Below are 18,835 nucleotides of genomic sequence, written 5' to 3' on the forward strand. Positions count from 1 at the left end.
CCACCCGCGCGGCGCCCGGCCGGCGGACGTTCGGCTCGTCCGCCGCCCGGGCCGTCCGCGCCCGGCGGCGGGCGCTCGGCTCACGGGGGCCGTCCGCCCGGCCCGTGCCCGCTCAGGTCATGTGGACGACGAGATCGGCACGGCCGCGTCCGGCGGCGACGAGCCGGGCGTTGGCCTCGTCGGACTCCCTGACCCAGCGCTCGGCGTGCGGGCGGTCCTTGCCGAACCGGACGTGCCGTTCCACGAGGCGGTGGACCCTGCGGTGGTCGTCCAGGTCCAGGAACCAGACCTCGTCGAGCAGCGGGCGGACTGCCGCCCAGGGGCCGTCGTCGTGCAGGAGGTAGTTGCCCTCGGTGATCACGAGCGGCACCTCGGGGCCGACCGGGACGCTGCCCGCGACCGGCTCCTCCAGAGCGCGGTCGAAGGCGGGGGCGTAGACGACGGTGCCGGGCTCCGGGGCGCGCAGGCGGGCCAGCAGAGCGGCGTACCCGGCCGCGTCGAACGTGTCGGGGGCGCCCTTGCGGTCGGCGCGGCCCAGGCGCCTCAGCTCGGCCCCGGCGAGGTGGAAGCCGTCCATCGGGACCAGCGCGGCGAGCCCGTCGAGGCGGTCGGTCAGGCGGGCCGCGAGTGTCGACTTGCCGGCGCCCGGCGCTCCGGCCAGCCCGAGGACGCGCCGGGTGCCGGGGACGGCGAGGCGACGGGCGCGAGCGGTGAGCCCGGCGAGCTGCTGCGAGTCCATGGCAGCAGTGTGGCAGCCGCCGGGCCACTGGTCAGCTCGTTGTCATACGTATAACGTCAGGACCATGTCGCACATCGCCCTGATCACCCTCGTCGTCCGTGACTACGACGAGGCCCTCGCCTTCTACACCGGTGCCCTCGGCTTCGAGCTGGTCGAGGACACCGACCGCGGACAGGGCTCCCGGTGGGTCGTCGTCCGGCCCCGGGGCACCGGGTCGGGCACCGGCCTGCTGCTGGCCCGGGCGGCCGGCGCGGAGCAGGAGGCGAGCGTCGGGGCGCAGACCGGCGGGCGGGTGGGGTTCTTCCTGCACACCGAGGACTTCGCCCGGGACCGGGCCCGGATGCTGGCGGCGGGGGTGCGGTTCCTGGAGGAGCCGCGTCACGAGCCGTACGGGACGGTGGCGGTCTTCGAGGACCTGTACGGCAACCGCTGGGACCTGCTCCAGCCGGCCTGACTGTGGGCCGGCGACGGGCCCACGACGGGCGCGCCGGCCGCGGCGGAGTACGGCCTGACGACCGCGCGGGGCGTCACCACGGTGGACAGCGCCGCCTCGCGGGGCGTGCCGGCCCGCACCGGGTCCAGGTCACCGGGGGCGCCGAGCTGGACGGCCGCCCCGGTCTCCGCTTCGTACGGCACCTGGGCGGGCGTCCGGGCGTCAGTCCTCGCCGCCGGCCGGGCTGAGCCTCAGCGAGATCGAGTTGATGCAGTAGCGCTGGTCCGTCGGGGTCGGGTAGCCCTCGCCCTCGAAGACGTGGCCGAGGTGGGAGCCGCACCGGGCGCAGCGCACCTCGGTGCGGACCATGCCGTGCGAGCGGTCCTGGATCAGCTCGACCGCGTCGGTGTCCTTCGGGTCGTAGAAGGACGGCCAGCCGCAGTGCGAGGCGAACTTGGTCGTGGAGGTGAACAGTTCCGCTCCGCAGGCGCGGCAGGAGTAGACGCCCTCGGTCCTGGTGTCGGTGTACTCACCGGTGAAGGGGCGCTCCGTGCCGGCCTCACGGAGGACGTGGTACTCCTCGGGGGACAGCTCCGCGCGCCACTGCTCGTCCGGCTTCTCGACGTCGTACGCCATGTGCTGCTCTCCCTCGGTCACGTGCGGTCGCGGTCCGCCAGGCGGGCCAGGATCCTGGGGCCGAGGTCGGTGACGTCCCCGGCGCCCATGGTGAGAACGAGATCACCGGGCTTGGCCATTCCCGCGACGACGTCCGGGACGGTTTCCTTGTCGGGCACGGCGGTGACGTCGGCGCCGGCGGCGCGTGCCGCGTCGATGATCAGGGCGCTGGTGACACCGGGGATCGGGTCCTCCCGGGCCGGGTAGATCTCCAGGACCGCCGAGGCGTCGGCGAGGGCGAGGGCCTGGCCCATCTCCTTGCCGAGCTCCTGGGTGCGCGAGAACAGGTGGGGCTGGAAGACGACGAGGAGGCGGGCGTCGCCCGCGGCGCCGCGCATGGCCTCCAGGTCGGCCGTCATCTCGGTGGGGTGATGCGCGTAGGAGTCGATGACCTGGACGCCGGCGGCCTCGCCCTTGAGCTGGAGGCGCCGGCCGACGCCGGTGAAGGCGGTCAGGGCCCGGGCCAGGGCGGCGGGCTCGATCCCGACCCGGGCGCCGGCGGCGAGCGCGGCGGCGGCGTTGTGGGCGTAGTGGCGGCCGGGCACCGAGACGGTGAAGGTGTGCTCGGTGCCGTCGAGGGCGACGGTGACCTCGCTGGTCATGCCCTTGGGCGTGACGGCGAGGATCCGGGCGTCGGAGTCGGCCGACTCGCCGACGCGGACGATCGTCAGGTCGTCGCGGCCGGCGACCCGGCGGGCCAGCTCGCGGGCACCGGAGTGCTCGCCCACGACCAGGGTGCCACCGGGACGGATCTTGGCGACGAACGCCTCGAAGGACTCGTAGATCTCGTCCATCGACGCGTAGTTGGCGTGGTGGTCCAGCTCGACGTTGAGGACGATGGCGACCTCGGGGTCGTACTTCTGGAAGCTGCGGTCGCTCTCGTCGGCCTCGGCGACGAAGAGGTCGCCGTCGCCGTGCAGCGCGTTGGTGCCGGGCCCGGCGAGGTCGCCACCGATGGCGTACGACGGGGAGAGGCCGAGGCCGGTGAGCGCGACGGCGAGCATCGAGGTGGTGGTCGTCTTGCCGTGCGTCCCGGCCACGGCGATCGCGCGGAGTCCGGTCATCAGGGCGGCCAGCGCGTCCGAGCGGTGGACGACCGGGATGCCCAGCTCCTCGGCGCGGGCCAGCTCGGGGTTGTCCGGGCGGATGGCGCTGGAGACGACGACGCTGGTGGCGTCGTCCGCGAGGTTGCCCGCGGCGTGCCCGATGTGGACGGTCGCGCCGAGGGCCCGCAGGGACGCGGCGGTCTCGGACTCGCGCGCGTCACTGCCGGCGACCTCGGCCCCGCGCTGGGTGAGGATCCTGGCGATGCCCGACATCCCGGCGCCGCCGATTCCGATGAAGTGCGGCCGCTCCATGGCGGCGGGAATCATGGCGGCAGGAATGGCGGGGGCCATGGGTGTCTCTCCCGGGGTGTGGCGTACGTGAGGGGCCCAGCCTATTCGGTGTCCGGCTCGTCGTTGTGCGCGAAGAGCTTCAGCACCGGCACACCGACCTTGTGGCGGGCCCGGGAGGCCCAGTCCCGGTGGAAGAACTCCTCCACGTAGTGGGGCTTGGTCAGCACGATCACCTCGTCGGCGCCGGCCTCCTCCACGACGGCCTTCAGCTTGTCCAGCGGATGGTCCTCGACGACCTGGCCGACGGCGTCGCAGCCCGCTTCGCGCAGGACGCGCAGGGAGTGGTCGAGTCCTTCCTGGGCGGGCAGCTCCGCGGCCCTGCCCTCCGGTTCCTCGCCCTCCTTGACGGCCTCTCTCAGCTCGCCGAGGGCGACGTCGTCGATGGCCCGCAGCAGCACGACGGCCTGGTCGCCGCGCGGCTGCATCAGGACGATGAAGGACATCTCCTCGTCGCCGTGGAGGGTCGTGACGAACTCCACGTCCACGGACGACAGCGGCTTCTCGATCATCAGAACGCTTGTGAACACTTGGGAGCCCTTCTGCGGAAACCATACTTCCCCGTGTCCGCACGGGGACTGCGTGAGTCAAGTCTGCCCACCGGACGCCGAGCGGAACGGTTAATTCCGCTAATCGGTCACGCCCGGCTGTAACGGGTGAAAAGGAACCCGTCCTCCTCCAGGAGGGACGCCAGCACGAACCGCTCCGGCACCTTCAGGGCCGGTCCGCCCGTGATCCGCTGTGCCTTCCCGGCCGTCAGCAGCGGCGACACCGTCAGGCACAGCTCGTCCAGCACCCCGTCCGCCACCAGCTGCCCGAGCAGTCGCGGACCGCCCTCCGTCAGCTGGCGGGTCAGCCCGCGCTCGGCCAACGCCCGCACCGCCCTTTCCGGCTCCACGCCCGGTCCGTCCCCGGCGACGACCACCTCGGCGCCGGCCTCCTGGGCCGCGCTTACCCGGTCCGGGGCGGCTGATGCTCCGGTCAGCAGCAGCGTCGGCACCAGGGGCTCGGTGAACAGCGGAGCGGAGAAGTCGAGGTTCAGCGAGGCGCTGACCACCGCGATCGCCGGCGCGGGGCCCTGCCCGGCCGCGGCGCGCCGCTCCGCGAAGGCCTCGCGGGCGCGCGCCGGGCGGTAGCCCTCCAGCCGTACCGTCTCGGCGCCGACGATCACCACGTCGGCCAGTCCGCGCAGGGTGCCGAAGATCCGCATGTCGGTGGCGGACGAGATGGGCTGGGACCGCCCCTCGTGCTGGGCCGCCCCGTCCAGGGACGACACCATGTTGGCGCGCAGCCACCGGCCCCCGGCGGGGTACGCGTAGGCCTCGGCCAGCTCGTCGAGGGACCACTCCCTCCCCTCGGCGTGGACTGTCCGGTCGGTCACAGGGAAGAGGCGTCGCATGCCGTGCAGTCTGGCACGGCGATTAGAGTGGGGGACTGTGTCGACCAGTGCCATAACCGAAGCGGCCCCACTGTCCCTGTGCGCCCGCGAGCCGCACGTCCCGGCCGACCGTCTGGTCGCCGAGATGGTGCCGCCGCCGCGCTTCGACGCGGTGCGCTTCGACACGTACATCCCGGACGCGAACCAGCCGAGCCAGACCCGGGCGGTCGAGGTCCTGCGCTCCTTCGCGGCCGGGCTCGGCGGCGCGCACGCCACCGGCGCGGGGAAGCGCCGCTGGTTCCAGCGGAAGCCGGCCGCGCCCACCGGGCCGCGCGGGGTGTACCTGGACGGCGGGTACGGCGTCGGCAAGACCCACCTGCTGGCCTCCCTGTGGCACGCCACCCCCGCCGAGCCGTCCCTCAAGGCGTTCGGCACGTTCGTGGAGCTGACCAACCTGGTCGGGGCGCTCGGCTTCCAGAAGACGGTGGCGACCCTCAGCGGGCACCGGCTGCTGTGCATCGACGAATTCGAGCTGGACGACCCGGGCGACACCGTCCTGGTGTCGACGCTGCTCGGCAAGCTGGTCGACGCCGGGGTGGCGCTGGCCGCCACCTCCAACACGCTGCCGGGCAAGCTCGGCGAGGGCCGGTTCGCCGCCGCCGACTTCCTGCGGGAGATCCAGGGCCTGTCCGCCCACTTCCGGCCGCTGCGCATCGACGGCGAGGACTACCGTCACCGCGGGCTGCCCGAGGCCCCGGCGCCGTACGCGGACGAGCAGGTCACCAGGGCGGCGTACGCCACGCCGGGCGCGTCGCTCGACGACTTCCCGAGTCTGCTGGAGCACCTGGCCCGGGTCCACCCGAGCCGGTACGGCGCGCTGACCGACGACGTACGGGCGGTCTGCCTCACCGGGGTGATGCCCGTGCCCGACCAGTCGACGGCGCTGCGCCTGGTGGTGCTGGCCGACCGGCTGTACGACCGGGAGGTGCCGGTCCTCGCCTCGGGGCTGCCGTTCGACGCGCTGTTCAGTGACGAGATGCTGAACGGCGGGTACCGCAAGAAGTACTTCCGGGCGATCTCGCGGCTCACCGCGCTGGCACGCGACGCGAAGGGGCTGGTGGCCCAGTAGGTTGGGCCGGTCGGGTCCACACCGTACGAAGGGAACCAGCATGGCCACCACGCGGCAGGCACACACCGTCTGGGAGGGCGACCTCCTCAAGGGCAAGGGTGTCGTGACCTTCGATTCGTCCGGCATCGGCGAGTACCCGGTGTCCTGGCCGGCCCGCGCCGAGCAGCCGGACGGCAAGACCAGCCCGGAGGAGCTGATCGCGGCCGCGCACTCGAGCTGCTTCAACATGGCGTTCTCCGGCGCCCTCGCGAAGGCCGGCACCCCGCCGACCCGCCTGAACACCAAGGCCGAGGTGACCTTCCAGCCCGGCACCGGCATCACGGGCATCCACCTCACGGTGGAGGGCGAGGTGCCGGACATGGACGCCGAGAGCTTCGCCGCGGCGGCCGAGGACGCCAAGAAGAACTGCCCGGTCAGCCAGGCCCTCACCGGGACGACGATCACGCTGACCGCCAAGCTGGTCTGAGCTCTCGGCCGCACGAGGCGACGTGGCCCGCAGTGTTCACGTGTCACCACACCGCGTGATACACACGTGCGGGTCACGTCACACCTGTCCCACCCCTCGGCCCCGGGCCCGGGGGTGCCCCGAGCAGGGAGTTGTTGCCTCGTGTCCGAACGACTGTCCGCAACGCGACGTCAAGTCCTCGCCCGTACCGGCGCGTCCGCCGCCGGCATCGCCTTCGCCGGCGCCTTCTCCGAGCTGTTCACCGGTACCGCCGCCGCCCGGGGCCACGCCGGCTACGGCGCCCTCGTCCCCGACCCGGCCGGACTGCTGGACCTCCCCCGGGGCTTCCGCTACGAGGTCCTCTCCCGCGAGGGCGACACCCTGCGCTCCGGCGAGGGCACGGTGCCCGGCAACCACGACGGCATGGGCGCCTTCGCCGGCCGCCGCGGCCGGGTGCACCTCGTCCGCAACCACGAGAACCGCGCCTCGGCCCGCCTGGCCGTACCGGCAGTCCGGGGCCTGACCTACGACCCGGCCGCCAAGGGCGGGTGCACCGCGCTCGAACTGGACGGCCACAACAACGTCCTCGGCGAGCGCGTCGCCATCGCGGGCACCGCCGTCAACTGCTCGGGCGGGCTCACGCCCTGGGGCACCTGGCTCACCTGCGAGGAGACCGAGGACCGGGCCGGCACCAACGGCTACACCAAGGACCACGGCTTCGTCTTCGAGGTCCACCCGGCCGATCCGCTGCGCACCGGCGCCGTCCCGCTGACCGCGATGGGCCGCTTCCAGCACGAGGCCGTGGCGGTCGACCCGCACAGCGGCGTCGTGTACGAGACCGAGGACGCCTTCCAGAAACCCTTCGGGCTCTTCTACCGCTTCCTGCCCAACCGGCCGCTCGGCGGCACCGGCTCGCTGCGCGCGGGCGGCGCGCTGGAGGCCATGCGCGTGCCGGACGTGCCGGACCTGTCGGCCGTCCAGGAGACGGGCACGACGTTCGAGGGCGTCGAGTGGGTGCCGGTGCCCGACAGCCAGGCGCGCCGAACGCCGATCCGGCTCCAGGACTTCGGGCCCCGGGGCATCACGCACGCGCAGAAGCTGGAGGGGTGCTACTGGGGCGGGCGCAGCGTCTACTTCGTCTCCAGCTTCGCGCGCTCCGCCGAGGGCTCGGCCGCCGACCACTACGGCCAGGTGTGGCGGTACGAGCCGCACCGGCGCCGCCTCACGCTGGTCGTCGTCTTCGGCCCGAGCAGCGACGTCCGGCTGCCGGGCGAGTCCCCCGACAACATCTGCCTGGCGCCCGGCGGGGGGCTGATGGTGTGCGAGGACGGCAATGGCGCGCAGCACGTCTACGGGCTCACCAGGCGGGGCGAGGTGTACCCGATGGCGCGCGGCGCGCAGAACATCGGTACGCCGCAGGAGCCGGAGTGGGGCGAGTTCGCGGGTGTCGCGTTCTCGCCGGACGGCGGGACGATGTACGTCAACTGCTACACGCCGGGCACGACGTTCGCGGTGACCGGTCCGTGGCGCTGAGGTGACGCGGGTGCGGGGCGGCGGGCGCGCGGGGAGCGCGTCCGCCGCACCGCACCGGGCGGCGGTCACCAGGTGACGGGCAGGGCCTCCGGGCCGCGGACGAGCGTGCCGCGCCGCCACGGGACCTCTCGGGGCGGGACGGCCAGGCGCAGCCCCGGCAGGCGGTCGACGAGCGCGTCGACCAGCAGCTCGGTCTGCATCCGCGCGAGCAGCCCGCCGATGCAGTGGTGCGGTCCGTGCCCGAACGCGACATGCGGGTCGGGCGTGCGGTCGAAGTCGATCCGCTCGGGGTCGGGGAACACCGCCGGGTCGCGGTTGGCGGCGAGGTACGAGACGTGGACGGCGTCCCCCGCGGCGATCCGCACGCCGTGGATCTCCACGTCCTCCTGGGCGATGCGGGCCAGACCGACGGCGCTGCGGTGCGGGATCCAGCGCAGCAGTTCTTCGACGGCCCGCGGCCGGACGGCCGGCTCGGTGCGGAGCCGTTCGAGGAGCGGGGGGCGGGTGAGCAGGGTGAAGAGCATCTGGCCGGTGCCGGCGGTGACGGCCTCCCCGCCGGTCTGGAGGGCGCCCGCGAGGCCGACGGCCTCCTCCTCGCTGATGTCGCCGCGTCCCACCGCCGCGCCCAGCAGGGAGATGACGTCGTCCTCCGTGCTGCCGCGGCGGGCGCGGATCGCCTCGGCGAACCAGCCGTACATCCCCTCCTTCGCCCTGGCGCTGCCGGCCTCGTTCGACGGGGAGGCGATCTGCCGGGTCCAGGCGCGCATCCGGTCGCGGTCGGCGGCGGGGACGCCCATGACCTCGCAGACGGCGGCGATGGGGAACGGTTCCAGGACCCGCTCGACGAGGTCCGCGGGCGGCCCGTCGGCGAGCAGCTCGTCCACCATCTCGCGCAGGGTGTCCCGGGCGCGTGAGCGCTGCCGTTCCACTCCGCTCGGGGTGAAGGCGGGCGCCATCGCGCTCCGGAGCCTGTGGTGGTCGGGCCGGTCGGCGAAGGCCAGCGATCCGCGCTCGGGCTTGAAGTGGGCCACGAGCCGGGTGACCTCGCGGTCGACGACGGGCGCGCGGGTGAAGCGCGGGTCGCTGGTGACCATCCGGACGTCCTCGTAGCGGGTCACCAGCCAGGCCCAGCCCTCGCCGTGGGGCAGCTGGACGCGGCTGACCGGTCCCTCCCGCATCAGCTCGGCGAGCACGGGGTCGAACTCCGTGCCGGCGATGTCCAGCGCGGGCCAGTGCCGCACGGGAGGCGGGCCCAGGATGGGCCGTGTCGCGGTGCCCTCGGTCATGCGTGCGTCCGTCCCTCCGACGACAGGTCTCCCCCACGATCACCCGGGCGGGGCCGGACATCGCGCTGGACTACTCCGGACGGAAGCGGGACGACCACCCACATCACGATGATCATATATTTTGCGGCATGTGATCACTTTTGTACGCACTGTGTCGCTTCTGGGTGTGCTGTGCACCGCTCTCGCCGGCTGCGGTGACGCCCCCGGCGCCCGCCCCCGCCCCGTCCCGCCCGAAAAGCCGGCCGCCGCGGCGCGCCCCTCCCCCACCGGGGTGCCGCCCACCATGGCACCCGGCCCCGCCGGGATCACGCCCGTGTTCGAGCGGGGGTCCGCCGCGGCCGGCCGGACCGTCGCCCTCACCTTCGACGCCGACATGACGGCCGACCAGGGCCCCCGGGCGGCACGCGGCGAACGCTTCGACAACCCGGCGCTCATCGCCACACTCCGCCGCCTGAAGGTCGACGCGACCGTCTTCATGACCGGGCGCTGGGCCGAGGAGTACCCCGACCAGGCCAGGGCCATCGGCAACGACCCCCGCTTCGAGATCGCCAACCACTCCTACAGCCACCACGCCTTCAAGGCGCCCTGCTACGGGCTGCCCGCCCTCGGCCGGCAGGACATGGCGGCCGACGTCCGCCGCGCCTTCGACGCCTTCCGCGCGGCCGGGGCGCGCAACGTCGTGCCGTACTTCCGCTTCCCCGGCGGCTGCTACGACGACGACGCGCTGCGCGCGCTGACCGCCGCGAAGGTGACGGCCGTCCAGTGGGACGTGGTCGGCGGCGACGCGTTCGCCACCGACCCCGACGCGGTCGCCGAGCAGGTCCTGGCGGACGTCCGGCCGGGCTCCCTGGTGGTGCTGCACTGCACCCGCAGCGCCGCGCCCGCCACCGAGCAGGCGGTCCGCCGGATCGTCCCCGAGCTGCGCGGACGCGGATACCGCTTCGTCAAGGTCTCGGACCTGATGGCCGCCGCCGGCCGCGGCGCGCCCGCGGCGGACTTGCCCTGAAGCGCACTCCGGAACCTGGCGTCCGGTGGGCCGGGGACACCACACGACCCACGGGGGACACACCGTGCGTCACACACCGTTCGGCCGGACCGGTCTGCGCGCGCTCGGCTTCCCGCACGACTTGCTCCGGGAGCCCGGCGTCCGGCGCAGCGTGCACGGCGACCGGGGCGCGGACATCGACGAGCGCCGCACGTGGCGCGCGTCCCGTGCGGACACCGCCTAGCCGGAGCAGGCGGTGCGCTCCGCCTCCCGCCATTCGCAGACCGGGCAGAGCGTGATGCCCTTCGTCGACTCCGGGTACTCGGTCGGCTCCTGGCACTGGACGCACGCGGCGTACGGCGGCCCGGCCGCGGGCTCGGGCTCGGCCGCCCGGGAAGGCGTCGTCTCGCAGTACGAATCGTCCATACGTACGAGCGTACTCACTCCCGTACGGAGGTGCGCCGACGCGCGACGGCCGCCACCGCGACCGCCGCACCGGCCGGTCGGGCCGTGGCGGCGACCGCCCCTCGGGCTCAGGACTGCTTGGCCTTCTCGGGGGTCAGCTCGCTGGGTCGTACGATCACGAAGCCCTCGCCCTGCAGCATCAGCTGCACGGCCTCGCCGGAGCCGCCCCGGATCATCGAGCCGAGGGACTGCGAGCGGTGCAGCGAGGTGTTCAGCTGGGCGCTCCAGCCGACGACCGCGTCGGTGTCCACGTACACCGGCTGGTTGGTGGTGACCGGGATGACGACGGGGTTGCCGTCGCAGATCACGGCGAGCTTGCCGTAACCGGTGAAGACGCTGTTGAAGAGGCCGCCACCGGTCATGCCGGCGCCCTTCACGGTCTTGATGTCGTAGGAGAGGGTCGCGTCGAAGCACAGGACGTTGCGGCCGTTGACGGTCAGCGCGTCGCCCTGCTCGACGTCGACGATGAAGCAGTTCTGCGCCTCGTGCGCGAACCACGCCTCGCCCTGGCCGCGCACGGCCATCAGCGGCAGGCCCTCTCCGGTGACGGCGCGCTTGAGCATGCCGCCCAGGCCCTGTCCCTTGCGCTCGAACTGGAGGTTGCCCCGGTAGGCGATCATCGATCCCTGCCGGGCGTGCATCTCGCCGTTGACGGCGTACTTGACCGACTTGGCGTTCTGGAGGGTCATACCGGGCACTGCCGCCTGCTGCGCCATGTTCTCGGACGCGAAAAGATCGCTTTTCATGCGGGCATCGTGTCCCGGAACTACCCATTCCGCCAAGAACGGCCCCCGGGCGGGCTGGCAGACTGTGCTGGTGAGCAGCAACGACGCCCCCCAGTACGTCCTCCCCCTCGTCGTCCGGATCGAGCGCGCGGAGCCCCCGGCTCGCACCGACGCCCTGGAGACCGCCGCGCGCGCGGTGCTGGTGATGCTGTCGGACGACCGTTCGCTGGGCGACGGGGAGTGGGCCGGGGCGGTACGCGCCTGGGAGGACGCCCGCATCCGCAAGGTGGTGCGCCGCGCGCGGGGCGCGGAGTGGCGCAAGGCGGCGCAGCTGCCCGGTATCACCGTCACGGGCGCCTCGGCGGAGGTACGGGTCTTCCCGCCCGTCCCGCTGGACGGCTGGCCCAGGGAGCTGGCCAAGCTCCAGGTGTCGGGCACCGAGCTGGACGACGCCGGCGAGCCGGCCGCGCCGCGGCCCGGTCAGGCACTGCTGTGGCTCAACCCGGAGCTGCGGATGTCCACCGGCAAGGAGATGGCGCAGGTCGGTCACGGCGCCCAACTGCTGTGGTGGGCGATGCCGGACGAGGACCGCAAGACCTGGCGGGACGCCGGTTTCCCGCTGGCGGTACGCACGACCGGCCCGGGCAGGTGGGCCGAACTGGTCGCCTCGGGCCTGCCGTTGGTGCGGGACGCCGGGTTCACGGAGATCGCTCCGGGGTCGTGCACCGTGGTCGCCGACTTCCCGGACCGCGCCCGCTAGAGGTTGCCGGGAAGGTTGTCGGTGGCGCCTCGGTCCCGGAGCGTCGGGGCGTCGTTTTCCGGGCCGGGCCCGACTGAACGCCCGCGCCCCTGTATACGTACCTCCCAGTAATGCCATCAGGTTCGGGAGGCACCACCTTGTTGTTGCGACGCATCAACGGCTCGGCACTCATCATCGCGGCCCTCGTCGTCACGGTCGGCGCGCTGGCGTTCCCGGTCTGGTCGTACGCCGACCGCTCCGGTACCGGCCAGGCCAACCTCAACGCGTCGACCGTGGCGACCCAGTGGGGGCCGTTGTCGGCGACGGACCGCGACTTCCTGGTGAAGGTGCGACTGGCGGGGCTCTGGGAGCTGCCGGCCGGCCAGCAGGCCATCGAGCGCGCCCCCAGCCAGGCCATCAAGGACGCGGGCGACCACCTCGTCGTCGGCCACACCGACCTGGACCAGCGGGCCCGGGACGTGGCGGCGAAACTGGGGGTGGAGCTGCCGAACCAGCCGTCCGAGCAGCAGCAGGGCTGGCTGCGCGAGCTGTCCGCTGCCAGCGGCGAGGAGTACGAGCGCAAGTTCGCGAACCTGCTGCGCAACGCGCACGGCAAGGTGTTCGCGCTCGTCGCCCAGGTGCGGCACACCACCCGCAACACCCTGATACGGCAGCTGGCGAGTGACGCCAACCAGACGGTGCTGGACCACATCACGATGCTGGAGGCGACGGGCAAGGTCGACTTCGACGCGATCGCCAACGAGGCGGCGGGCAACGCGACCGCGAGCCCCTCCGGGCCGCCGGCGCCCAACGGCAACCTGCCGCCGGCTCCGTCACCGGCCGTGCCGACGGGGACGGACCAGTCGTTCACGTCCCGTCCCTCCACGCAGCCCGGTCCGCCCACGGCCGTCAACACGCACCGCCCGTAACCTCAAATCAAGCTCTGAACTGCGGATCTCCCGTTTCGGGGGTGCTTCCGCAGGGCCATTACCCCTCCGACCGACGCAGGAGGAGGGGGACATGAGGGAACTGGGTACCGGTATCGGCTGGCGTCCGGAGATCGCGGACGCGGTGGAGGGGCTGACCGGCGTCGACTGGGTGGAGGTGGTCGCGGAGAACCTCTGCGTCGGCCATGTCCCCGACTCCCTGCTGCGACTGCGCGAGCGGGGCGTCACGGTCGTCCCGCACGGTGTGTCGCTGGGCCTGGGCGGCGCGGACCGTCCTGACGCGGGGCGGCTCGCGGAGCTGGCGGCGAAGGCCACGGCGCTGGGGGCGCCGCTGGTGACGGAGCACATCGCCTTCGTACGGGCCGGGGGGCCGCTCACCGCGTCGCCCGCCCTGGAGGCGGGCCACCTCCTGCCGGTACCGCGGACGTGGGACGCGCTGGACGTGCTGTGCGAGAACGTCCGCATCGCGCAGGACGCGCTTCCGGTGCCGCTGGCACTGGAGAACATCGCGGCCCTGTTCTCCTGGCCGGACGAGGAGCTGACGGAGGGGCGGTTCCTGGCCGAGCTGGTGGAGCGTACGGGCGTCCGCCTCCTTATCGACGTGGCGAACCTGCACACCAACCACGTCAACCGGGGCGAGGACCCGGCGAAGGCCCTGGCGGAGCTGCCGCTCGAGGCCATCGCTTACGTGCATGTGGCCGGCGGGGTCGAGCGGGACGGCGTCTGGCACGACAGCCACGCCCACCCGGTCCCGCCCGCGGTGCTGGACATCCTGTCCGATCTCGCGTCCCGGGCCACCCCGCCGGGCGTGCTGCTGGAGCGGGACGACGACTTCCCGCCGGCGCAGGACCTGGCGGCCGAACTCGCCGCGATCCGCGCGACGGTACGCGGCGCGGAGGTACGCGGCGCCACGGCTCGGGCCGCGACGGCGATACGCCCGGCCGCGCCGGTGGCCGGTGCCGGGGGGCCCGCGGTCGCCCTGGCCGGGGCGGGGGCGGCGGCCGGGCCGGCCGGGTCGGGGGCCCCGGGCGGTCGCGGCCCGGCGCCACGCGTGGCCGGGGCACCGGCCGGCCGCGAGGTCGGTGACGCTCCTGCGCCGCGCGTGGCCGGGGCGGACCGGCCCGTCGCCGGGGCCGTGCCCGAGGGAGTACGGCAGCGGGTGGGGATCGCGCAGGCCGCGCTGCTGTCGGCGCTGGTGGCCGGGACGCCGGCGCCCGAGGGGTTCGACCGGGCGCGGCTGCGGGTGCAGACCCGGGCGCTGGCGGCCAAGCGGGCCGGGATCGTGGCCAAGGTGGCGCCCGAGCTGCCGGAGATACTCGGCGCCGGCTACCGCCCCGCGTTCCTCGCGTACGCCGGATCGCGCGCCCTGCGCGGCGGCCACCGGCGTGACGCGCTGGACTTCGCGGAGCACCTCCTGATCGCCGGGCAGCCGGAGGATCCCGTCGCCCGCCGACGGCTCACCACGTGGTGGCGGGAGCGTGCCGGGGCGCGGCCCCCGGGCCGGACCGGCCGGCTGGTGCGCGCCGCCCGTGCCGCGCTCGCGGGGAGGCGGGCCGCGTGAACGTCGTCGCCCTGCTCCTCTACGCCGCCGTCGCCGTCTCCTCGCTCCTCCTCGTCCACCAGGTGACCGCCTCGCGGCGCGGACCGGGCGGCTCGATCCACTACCGGGCGGAGGCCGCGTTCCTGAACGGCGGACCCGCACGGGTCGTCGACTCCGCCCTCGCCTCGCTCGCCGCGGACGGCCGCGTGGCCGTCGGCGGGCCGGGCATCGTGCACGTGGTCCGCCCGGTCGGCCACGACCCCGTCGAGGGCGCCGTCCTGCACGAGCTGGCCACCGCGCCCAGCGGCGCCCTGCACACGGTGCGACTGGCCGCCATGCGCCACCCCGCCGTGCAGGAGATCGGTGACCGGCTCGCCCACCGCGGGCTGCTCGTGCCGCGCGACAGCGGACGCGCCTCCCGCCGGTGGAGCATGGTCCAGGCGGTGTCCTGCTTCCTGCTCTTCCTCGCCTCCATCGCGGCGACCATCGCCGAGTACACCACCCTGGACCTCGGCGAGGACATCCCGTTCCCCTTCGTCGTCAAGGTGCTGCCCGCCCTGTTCGCCGGCCTGGTGACCGCCCTGGTCTGCGCCGCCGTCAGCGGCCGCCGGCTCACCGGGGCGGGCCGCCGGGCTCTGGCCTCGTACCGCGGCGCCCAGGCCCATACGACCGAGCCGGGGGACCTGGTGGCCCTGCACGGGCTGCGCGCCCTGCCCGACCGGGTGCTGAGGGAGCAACTGGTCGCAGCGGCGCGGATGTACGGGCGGAGGGGCGGTGGCGGAGGGGGTACGCAGCAGGACGAGCTGTTCGCGACCACGTCCGTCGCCGTGTGGTGCGCGAGCGCCGACACGGGCGGGGGCGGCTGCGGTGGAGGGTGCGGAGGCGGCGGGGGCGGCGGCTCCGCGTGCAGCGGCGGCTCGGGCTGCGGAAGCGGCGGAGGGGGTGGCGGTGGCGGTGGCGGTGGCGGCTCCAGCTGCGGGGGCGGCGGGGGCGGCTGCGGCGGAGGGGGCGGGGGCGGCGACTGACGGGGCCGAGCAACGGGCCGCGAACACGGCGGTGTCCGGGGGGAGTCGGTGCCGGGCGGGACGGGCCGGTGCGGGAGCCCGCCGACGACGCCGCGGGACGGCTCCTCGCGCCCTCGCCGGGCCGCGGCGCGGCGGCGGCGGCCGGGAGCACACGTCGTCCGGATCGTGGAAACCCGGTGGCGCCGCGCCCGCCGCGTGGCGTAGAACTCCGGCATGTTCTGGGTTCCGCTCCTGCTCGTCACGTGGGCCGCGGCGGCCGTCAGCTGTGCGCGCTTGTGCCTGGCCGCCGTCCGTGCCGCCGAGCCGGCCGGTCTCCCGGCGCCGGACCGTGACCGTGACCGTGACCGTGAACTGAGCCTGTACGAGACCGCGTTCCTGGCCGGCGGCCCGCAGCGGGTGGCGGACCTGGCGCTGGTGTCGATGCACCGCCGGCGACGGCTGTGGCTGGCGCGCACCGGCTGGGCGACCGTCGTGGACGCGGACCCCCGGGGCGCCGACGAGGTGGAGCGCTCGGTGCTCGGTGCGATAGGGCCCGAGGGGCAGTCGCGGACCGCGGTGGTGCGGGACAGGACGTCGGTCGCCGACCCGGTCAGGGCGCTCGCCGACCGGCTCGTCGCGGCGGGGCTCGCCGTCCCCGAGACGGCCAGGGCCTCCGTCATGGCCGCGGTGCGCGGCGTACGCCGCTCGACGGTTCTGACCGTGGCACTGGCGGCGTCCGCCGCGCTGCTGCTCCCGGAGGGGCACGCGCCGGACGCCCGGGCCATGACGTGGTTCGCCCTCCCCCTCGTCCTGACGCTGGGGTGCCTGGTCATCGCGCGCGTCGAGGTCCATCCGTACACCCGGTGGGCCTCCCCCGCCGGGCAGAGCCTGCTGACGCGGGTGAGCCGGCGTGACCCGCTCACCGCCGTGGCGATCGGCGGGGTCCACGCCCTGGACGACCCGGCGCTGCGGGCCGCGCTCGTCCCGGGGCAGCGAAGGGGGCGCTGACGGACGCCGGTGGAGCGCCGCCGAACGGACGCCGGTGCGGCGCGCCGACGGCGCGCCGCACCCGGAGCCGGACCCGGTGTCGCTGGAGCGGCGGGCGTGCGGGCCCGCCGTCTGATCTTCCGGGTCGGCGGGTGACGTACGGGCGGGCGTCGAGGACACCGCGCCCGTCCGTCACCAGGTCGGTCAGGTCAGGGCCGTCAGGCGAGACCCGCGACCAGATCCGCGACCGACTTGCGCCGGCCGGTGTAGAACGGGACCTCTTCCCGTACGTGCATCCGTGCCTCCGAGGCGCGCAGGTGGCGCATGAGGTCCACGATCCGGTACAGCTCGTCCGCCTCGAAGGCGAGGATCCACTCGTAGTCGCCCAGCGAGAACGAGGCCACCGTGTTGGCGCGCACGTCCGGGAAGCCGCGGGCCATCTTGCCGTGGTCGGCGAGCATCCGGCGCCGGTCCTCGTCGGGCAGGAGGTACCAGTCGTAGGAGCGCACGAAGGGGTACACCGAGACGTAGTCGCGCGGCGTCTCGTCGGCGAGGAACGCCGGGATGTGCGACCGGTTGAACTCGGCGGGGCGGTGCAGCGCCATGTTCGACCACACCGGCTCCAGCGCGCGGCCCAGCCGGGTGCGGCGGAAGAGGTTGTACGCCTCCTGGAGCGCGTCCGAGGTCTCGGCGTGCCACCAGATCATCAGGTCGGCGTCGGCGCGCAGACCGGACACGTCGTACGTGCCGCGGACGGTGACGTCCTTGGCGGCGAGCTGGTCGAACAGCTCCTGGACCTCGTCGGCGTAACCGGTCCGGTCCTCGGGCAGGACGTCGCGCAGCTTGAAGACGGACCACAGGGTGTAGCGGATGACCTCGTTGAGGTCCTTCGCCTTCTTACCGGCGTTCGGGATCTTTTCGGGCGCACTCATAGGGCTATTCTCGCTCGTCACTCAGGGTGCCGTGCGCCAGGGTCGGCGTGGCGATGATCTCGTCGGCCGCGCGCCGCGCGCTCGCGATCGTGGCGGGGATTCCCACGCCGTCGTAGGCGGCTCCGCAGACCCGCAGACCGGGCAGTTTCGCGACGGCGTCACGGACCCGGGCGACCCGGGCCAGGTGCCCGACGGGATACTGCGGCAGGCCGCCGATCCAGCGGGTGACCTCGGTGGCGACGGGCCGGGCGGACAGCCCGGTGGCGTCGGCGAGATCCTTCAGGGACGCGGAGACGAGGTCGGCGTCGTCGCGGTGCAGGTGCTCCTCCTCGCCGTACCGGCCCACGGAGGTGCGCAGCACGACGAGGTCGCCCGCGCCCTCGTCGGTCCACTTCCACTTCCGTGTCGAGAAGGTGGAGGCCTTGATGGTGCGGCCGTCGACCGGCGGGACGAGGAAGCCGGAGCCCGCGGGCAGGGCCCCCTCGGCCTCGCCGCGCCGGAAGGCGAGGGTGACCAGGGCCATCGAGGCGTACTCGACGGCGGCCAGTTCGGCGGCGGCGGCCGGGGACTCGGCGGCGAGCAGCTCGGAGGCGGACCAGGCCGGGGTCGCGACGATCACGGCGCCGGCGCGCAGGACGCGCTCGCCGGTGCGCACGTTCCAGCCTCCCCCGGCCGCCCTGGTGAGGGCGTGGACGGGCGTGTCGGTGAGGATCTCGCCGCCCCCCGCGGTGACGGCGTCGGCGACGGCGCCCGGCAGGGTGCCGATGCCGCCGGCGATGCCCATGAACGCGGGGCCGGTCTGCTGCCCGCCCGCCTGCTGGAGGGAGCGGACGGCCCCGGTGAGGGTGCGGTGGGCTCGGGCGGCCTCGAAGAGCTTCGGTACGGCGGCGCCCATGGAGATGGCGTAGGCGTCGCCCGCGTACACCCCGCCGAGGAGGGGTTCCACGAGCCGGTCGACGACCTCGCGGCCGAGGCGGTCGGCGACGTAGCGGCCGACGGCGATGTCGTCGCCGAGGGCGGCGGGGTCGGCGGGCGGCAGGTCCCTCTCGTGCGCGATGCGGGCGAGGCCCTCGGGGGACAACAGGCCCGTGAGGGCGGCGGCGTCGCCCGGGACGCCCATGACGTGCCCCCTGGGCATCGGGCGCAGCGCGTCGCGGGTCCAGACGGCGGCGCCGGCGGTGGCGGGCGGCTGGAGGCGGTCGCCGAGGCCCACGGCGCGCGCGAGGTCGGTCGCCTCGGGGCGGCGGGCGAGCATCGACTCGGCGCCGAGGTCCACCGGGACGCCCGCGATCTCGCCCGCGAGGAGCTTGCCGCCGAGCCGGGTGGTGGCCTCCAGCACGGTCACGCGCCGCCCGGCGGTGACCAGCCGGTGGGCGGCGGCGAGGCCCGCGATGCCGCCGCCGATGACGACGACGTGGCCGCTTCTGGAAGTGTCGCCTGGGTCCGCGTTCATGTTCCCACTCTCTCAAACGCCGTTCCGGGTCCCGACCGTGACCGGT

At 74.3% G+C, this 18,835-nt stretch carries 21 protein-coding genes; 11 read left to right on the forward strand and 10 right to left on the reverse strand.

Going from position 1 to position 18,835, the window contains the following annotated elements; translation table 11 throughout:
* Nucleotides 1–112: 112 nt before the first annotated feature.
* Nucleotides 113–739: a nucleoside/nucleotide kinase family protein gene (locus IE109_RS05000; RefSeq protein WP_189549438.1), complete on the reverse strand. Its 627-nt coding sequence runs from the start codon at nt 737–739 to the stop codon at nt 113–115.
* A 64-nt stretch (nt 740–803) separates the two neighbouring features.
* On the opposite strand from IE109_RS05000, the gene IE109_RS05005 reads away from it, so the two are divergent.
* Nucleotides 804–1,193, forward strand: coding sequence for a VOC family protein (locus IE109_RS05005; RefSeq protein ID WP_189549440.1), 390 nt, complete (start codon nt 804–806; stop codon nt 1,191–1,193).
* 201 nt (nt 1,194–1,394) lie between these two features.
* Here the strand turns inward: IE109_RS05005 and msrB are convergent, their stop codons facing one another.
* The 4 genes from msrB to IE109_RS05025 form a co-directional block, all read right to left on the reverse strand.
* A complete protein-coding gene (gene msrB, locus IE109_RS05010; protein WP_189549442.1) occupies nt 1,395–1,808 on the reverse strand; it encodes a peptide-methionine (R)-S-oxide reductase MsrB in 414 nt (137 codons plus the stop codon).
* A gap of 17 nt (nt 1,809–1,825) precedes the next feature.
* Entirely contained in the window at nt 1,826–3,244 is a 1,419-nt protein-coding gene (murC, locus tag IE109_RS05015) for a UDP-N-acetylmuramate--L-alanine ligase (protein WP_189549444.1), read from the reverse strand.
* Nucleotides 3,245–3,285: 41 nt separating this feature from the next.
* The gene (locus IE109_RS05020) at nt 3,286–3,771 is read right to left on the reverse strand and encodes an indole-3-glycerol phosphate synthase (protein WP_189549446.1); all 486 of its coding nucleotides are present in this window, start codon (nt 3,769–3,771) and stop codon (nt 3,286–3,288) included.
* 107 nt (nt 3,772–3,878) lie between these two features.
* Nucleotides 3,879–4,640 (reverse strand): pyrimidine reductase family protein, encoded by a 762-nt coding sequence (locus tag IE109_RS05025; RefSeq protein ID WP_189549448.1) that lies wholly within the window; start codon nt 4,638–4,640, stop codon nt 3,879–3,881.
* Here IE109_RS05025 and zapE point away from each other — a divergent pair.
* From zapE to IE109_RS05040, 3 genes are all read left to right on the forward strand, one after another.
* The gene (gene zapE, locus IE109_RS05030; RefSeq protein ID WP_229890558.1) at nt 4,639–5,748 is read left to right on the forward strand and encodes a cell division protein ZapE; all 1,110 of its coding nucleotides are present in this window, start codon (nt 4,639–4,641) and stop codon (nt 5,746–5,748) included. The genes IE109_RS05025 and zapE overlap by 2 nt on opposite strands.
* A 40-nt stretch (nt 5,749–5,788) precedes the next feature.
* Entirely contained in the window at nt 5,789–6,214 is a 426-nt protein-coding gene (locus IE109_RS05035) for an OsmC family protein (RefSeq protein WP_189549452.1), read from the forward strand.
* Nucleotides 6,215–6,355: 141 nt separating this feature from the next.
* Nucleotides 6,356–7,726, forward strand: a complete 1,371-nt coding sequence (locus IE109_RS05040; protein WP_229890561.1) for an alkaline phosphatase PhoX — start codon at nt 6,356–6,358, stop codon at nt 7,724–7,726.
* 65 nt (nt 7,727–7,791) lie between these two features.
* Here the strand turns inward: IE109_RS05040 and IE109_RS05045 are convergent, their stop codons facing one another.
* Nucleotides 7,792–9,012: a cytochrome P450 gene (locus IE109_RS05045; protein ID WP_189549454.1), complete on the reverse strand. Its 1,221-nt coding sequence runs from the start codon at nt 9,010–9,012 to the stop codon at nt 7,792–7,794.
* Nucleotides 9,013–9,163: 151 nt separating this feature from the next.
* Between IE109_RS05045 and IE109_RS05050 the strand changes: the two genes are divergently transcribed.
* Complete coding sequence (locus IE109_RS05050; RefSeq protein WP_189549456.1) at nt 9,164–10,018, forward strand: polysaccharide deacetylase family protein; 855 nt, start codon at nt 9,164–9,166, stop codon at nt 10,016–10,018.
* A gap of 64 nt (nt 10,019–10,082) precedes the next feature.
* Entirely contained in the window at nt 10,083–10,241 is a 159-nt protein-coding gene (locus tag IE109_RS05055; RefSeq protein ID WP_189549458.1) for a hypothetical protein, read from the forward strand.
* Here the strand turns inward: IE109_RS05055 and IE109_RS05060 are convergent.
* Nucleotides 10,238–10,423 (reverse strand): hypothetical protein, encoded by a 186-nt coding sequence (locus IE109_RS05060; RefSeq protein WP_189549460.1) that lies wholly within the window; start codon nt 10,421–10,423, stop codon nt 10,238–10,240. The genes IE109_RS05055 and IE109_RS05060 overlap by 4 nt on opposite strands.
* Nucleotides 10,424–10,530: 107 nt before the next feature.
* Nucleotides 10,531–11,208 (reverse strand): AIM24 family protein, encoded by a 678-nt coding sequence (locus IE109_RS05065; protein WP_189549462.1) that lies wholly within the window; start codon nt 11,206–11,208, stop codon nt 10,531–10,533.
* Between the two features lie 70 nt (nt 11,209–11,278).
* On the opposite strand from IE109_RS05065, the gene IE109_RS05070 reads away from it, so the two are divergent.
* The 5 genes from IE109_RS05070 (at nt 11,279) to IE109_RS05090 (ending at nt 16,425) form a co-directional block, all read left to right on the forward strand.
* Nucleotides 11,279–11,947: an aminoacyl-tRNA hydrolase gene (locus IE109_RS05070; RefSeq protein WP_229890563.1), complete on the forward strand. Its 669-nt coding sequence runs from the start codon at nt 11,279–11,281 to the stop codon at nt 11,945–11,947.
* Nucleotides 11,948–12,090: 143 nt separating this feature from the next.
* On the forward strand, nt 12,091–12,855 hold the full coding sequence (locus IE109_RS05075; protein ID WP_189549463.1) for a DUF4142 domain-containing protein: 765 nt from the start codon (nt 12,091–12,093) through the stop codon (nt 12,853–12,855).
* Nucleotides 12,856–12,946: 91 nt separating this feature from the next.
* Nucleotides 12,947–14,434 (forward strand): MbnB/TglH/ChrH family RiPP precursor modification enzyme, encoded by a 1,488-nt coding sequence (locus tag IE109_RS05080; RefSeq protein ID WP_189549465.1) that lies wholly within the window; start codon nt 12,947–12,949, stop codon nt 14,432–14,434.
* The gene (locus IE109_RS05085; protein ID WP_189549467.1) at nt 14,431–15,438 is read left to right on the forward strand and encodes a TIGR04222 domain-containing membrane protein; all 1,008 of its coding nucleotides are present in this window, start codon (nt 14,431–14,433) and stop codon (nt 15,436–15,438) included. The genes IE109_RS05080 and IE109_RS05085 overlap by 4 nt, the downstream gene beginning before the upstream one ends.
* 213 nt (nt 15,439–15,651) lie before the next feature.
* Complete coding sequence (locus tag IE109_RS05090; RefSeq protein WP_189549469.1) at nt 15,652–16,425, forward strand: TIGR04222 domain-containing membrane protein; 774 nt, start codon at nt 15,652–15,654, stop codon at nt 16,423–16,425.
* A gap of 197 nt (nt 16,426–16,622) precedes the next feature.
* Here the strand turns inward: IE109_RS05090 and hemQ are convergent, their stop codons facing one another.
* Nucleotides 16,623–17,336, reverse strand: coding sequence for a hydrogen peroxide-dependent heme synthase (gene hemQ / locus IE109_RS05095; protein ID WP_189549470.1), 714 nt, complete (start codon nt 17,334–17,336; stop codon nt 16,623–16,625).
* A gap of 4 nt (nt 17,337–17,340) precedes the next feature.
* A complete protein-coding gene (gene hemG, locus IE109_RS05100; RefSeq protein ID WP_189549472.1) occupies nt 17,341–18,789 on the reverse strand; it encodes a protoporphyrinogen oxidase in 1,449 nt (482 codons plus the stop codon).
* Between the last annotated feature and the right edge of the window lie 46 nt (nt 18,790–18,835).

It is taken from the genome of Streptomyces lavendofoliae (assembly GCF_014649735.1).
Classification (GTDB): domain Bacteria; phylum Actinomycetota; class Actinomycetes; order Streptomycetales; family Streptomycetaceae; genus Streptomyces; species Streptomyces lavendofoliae.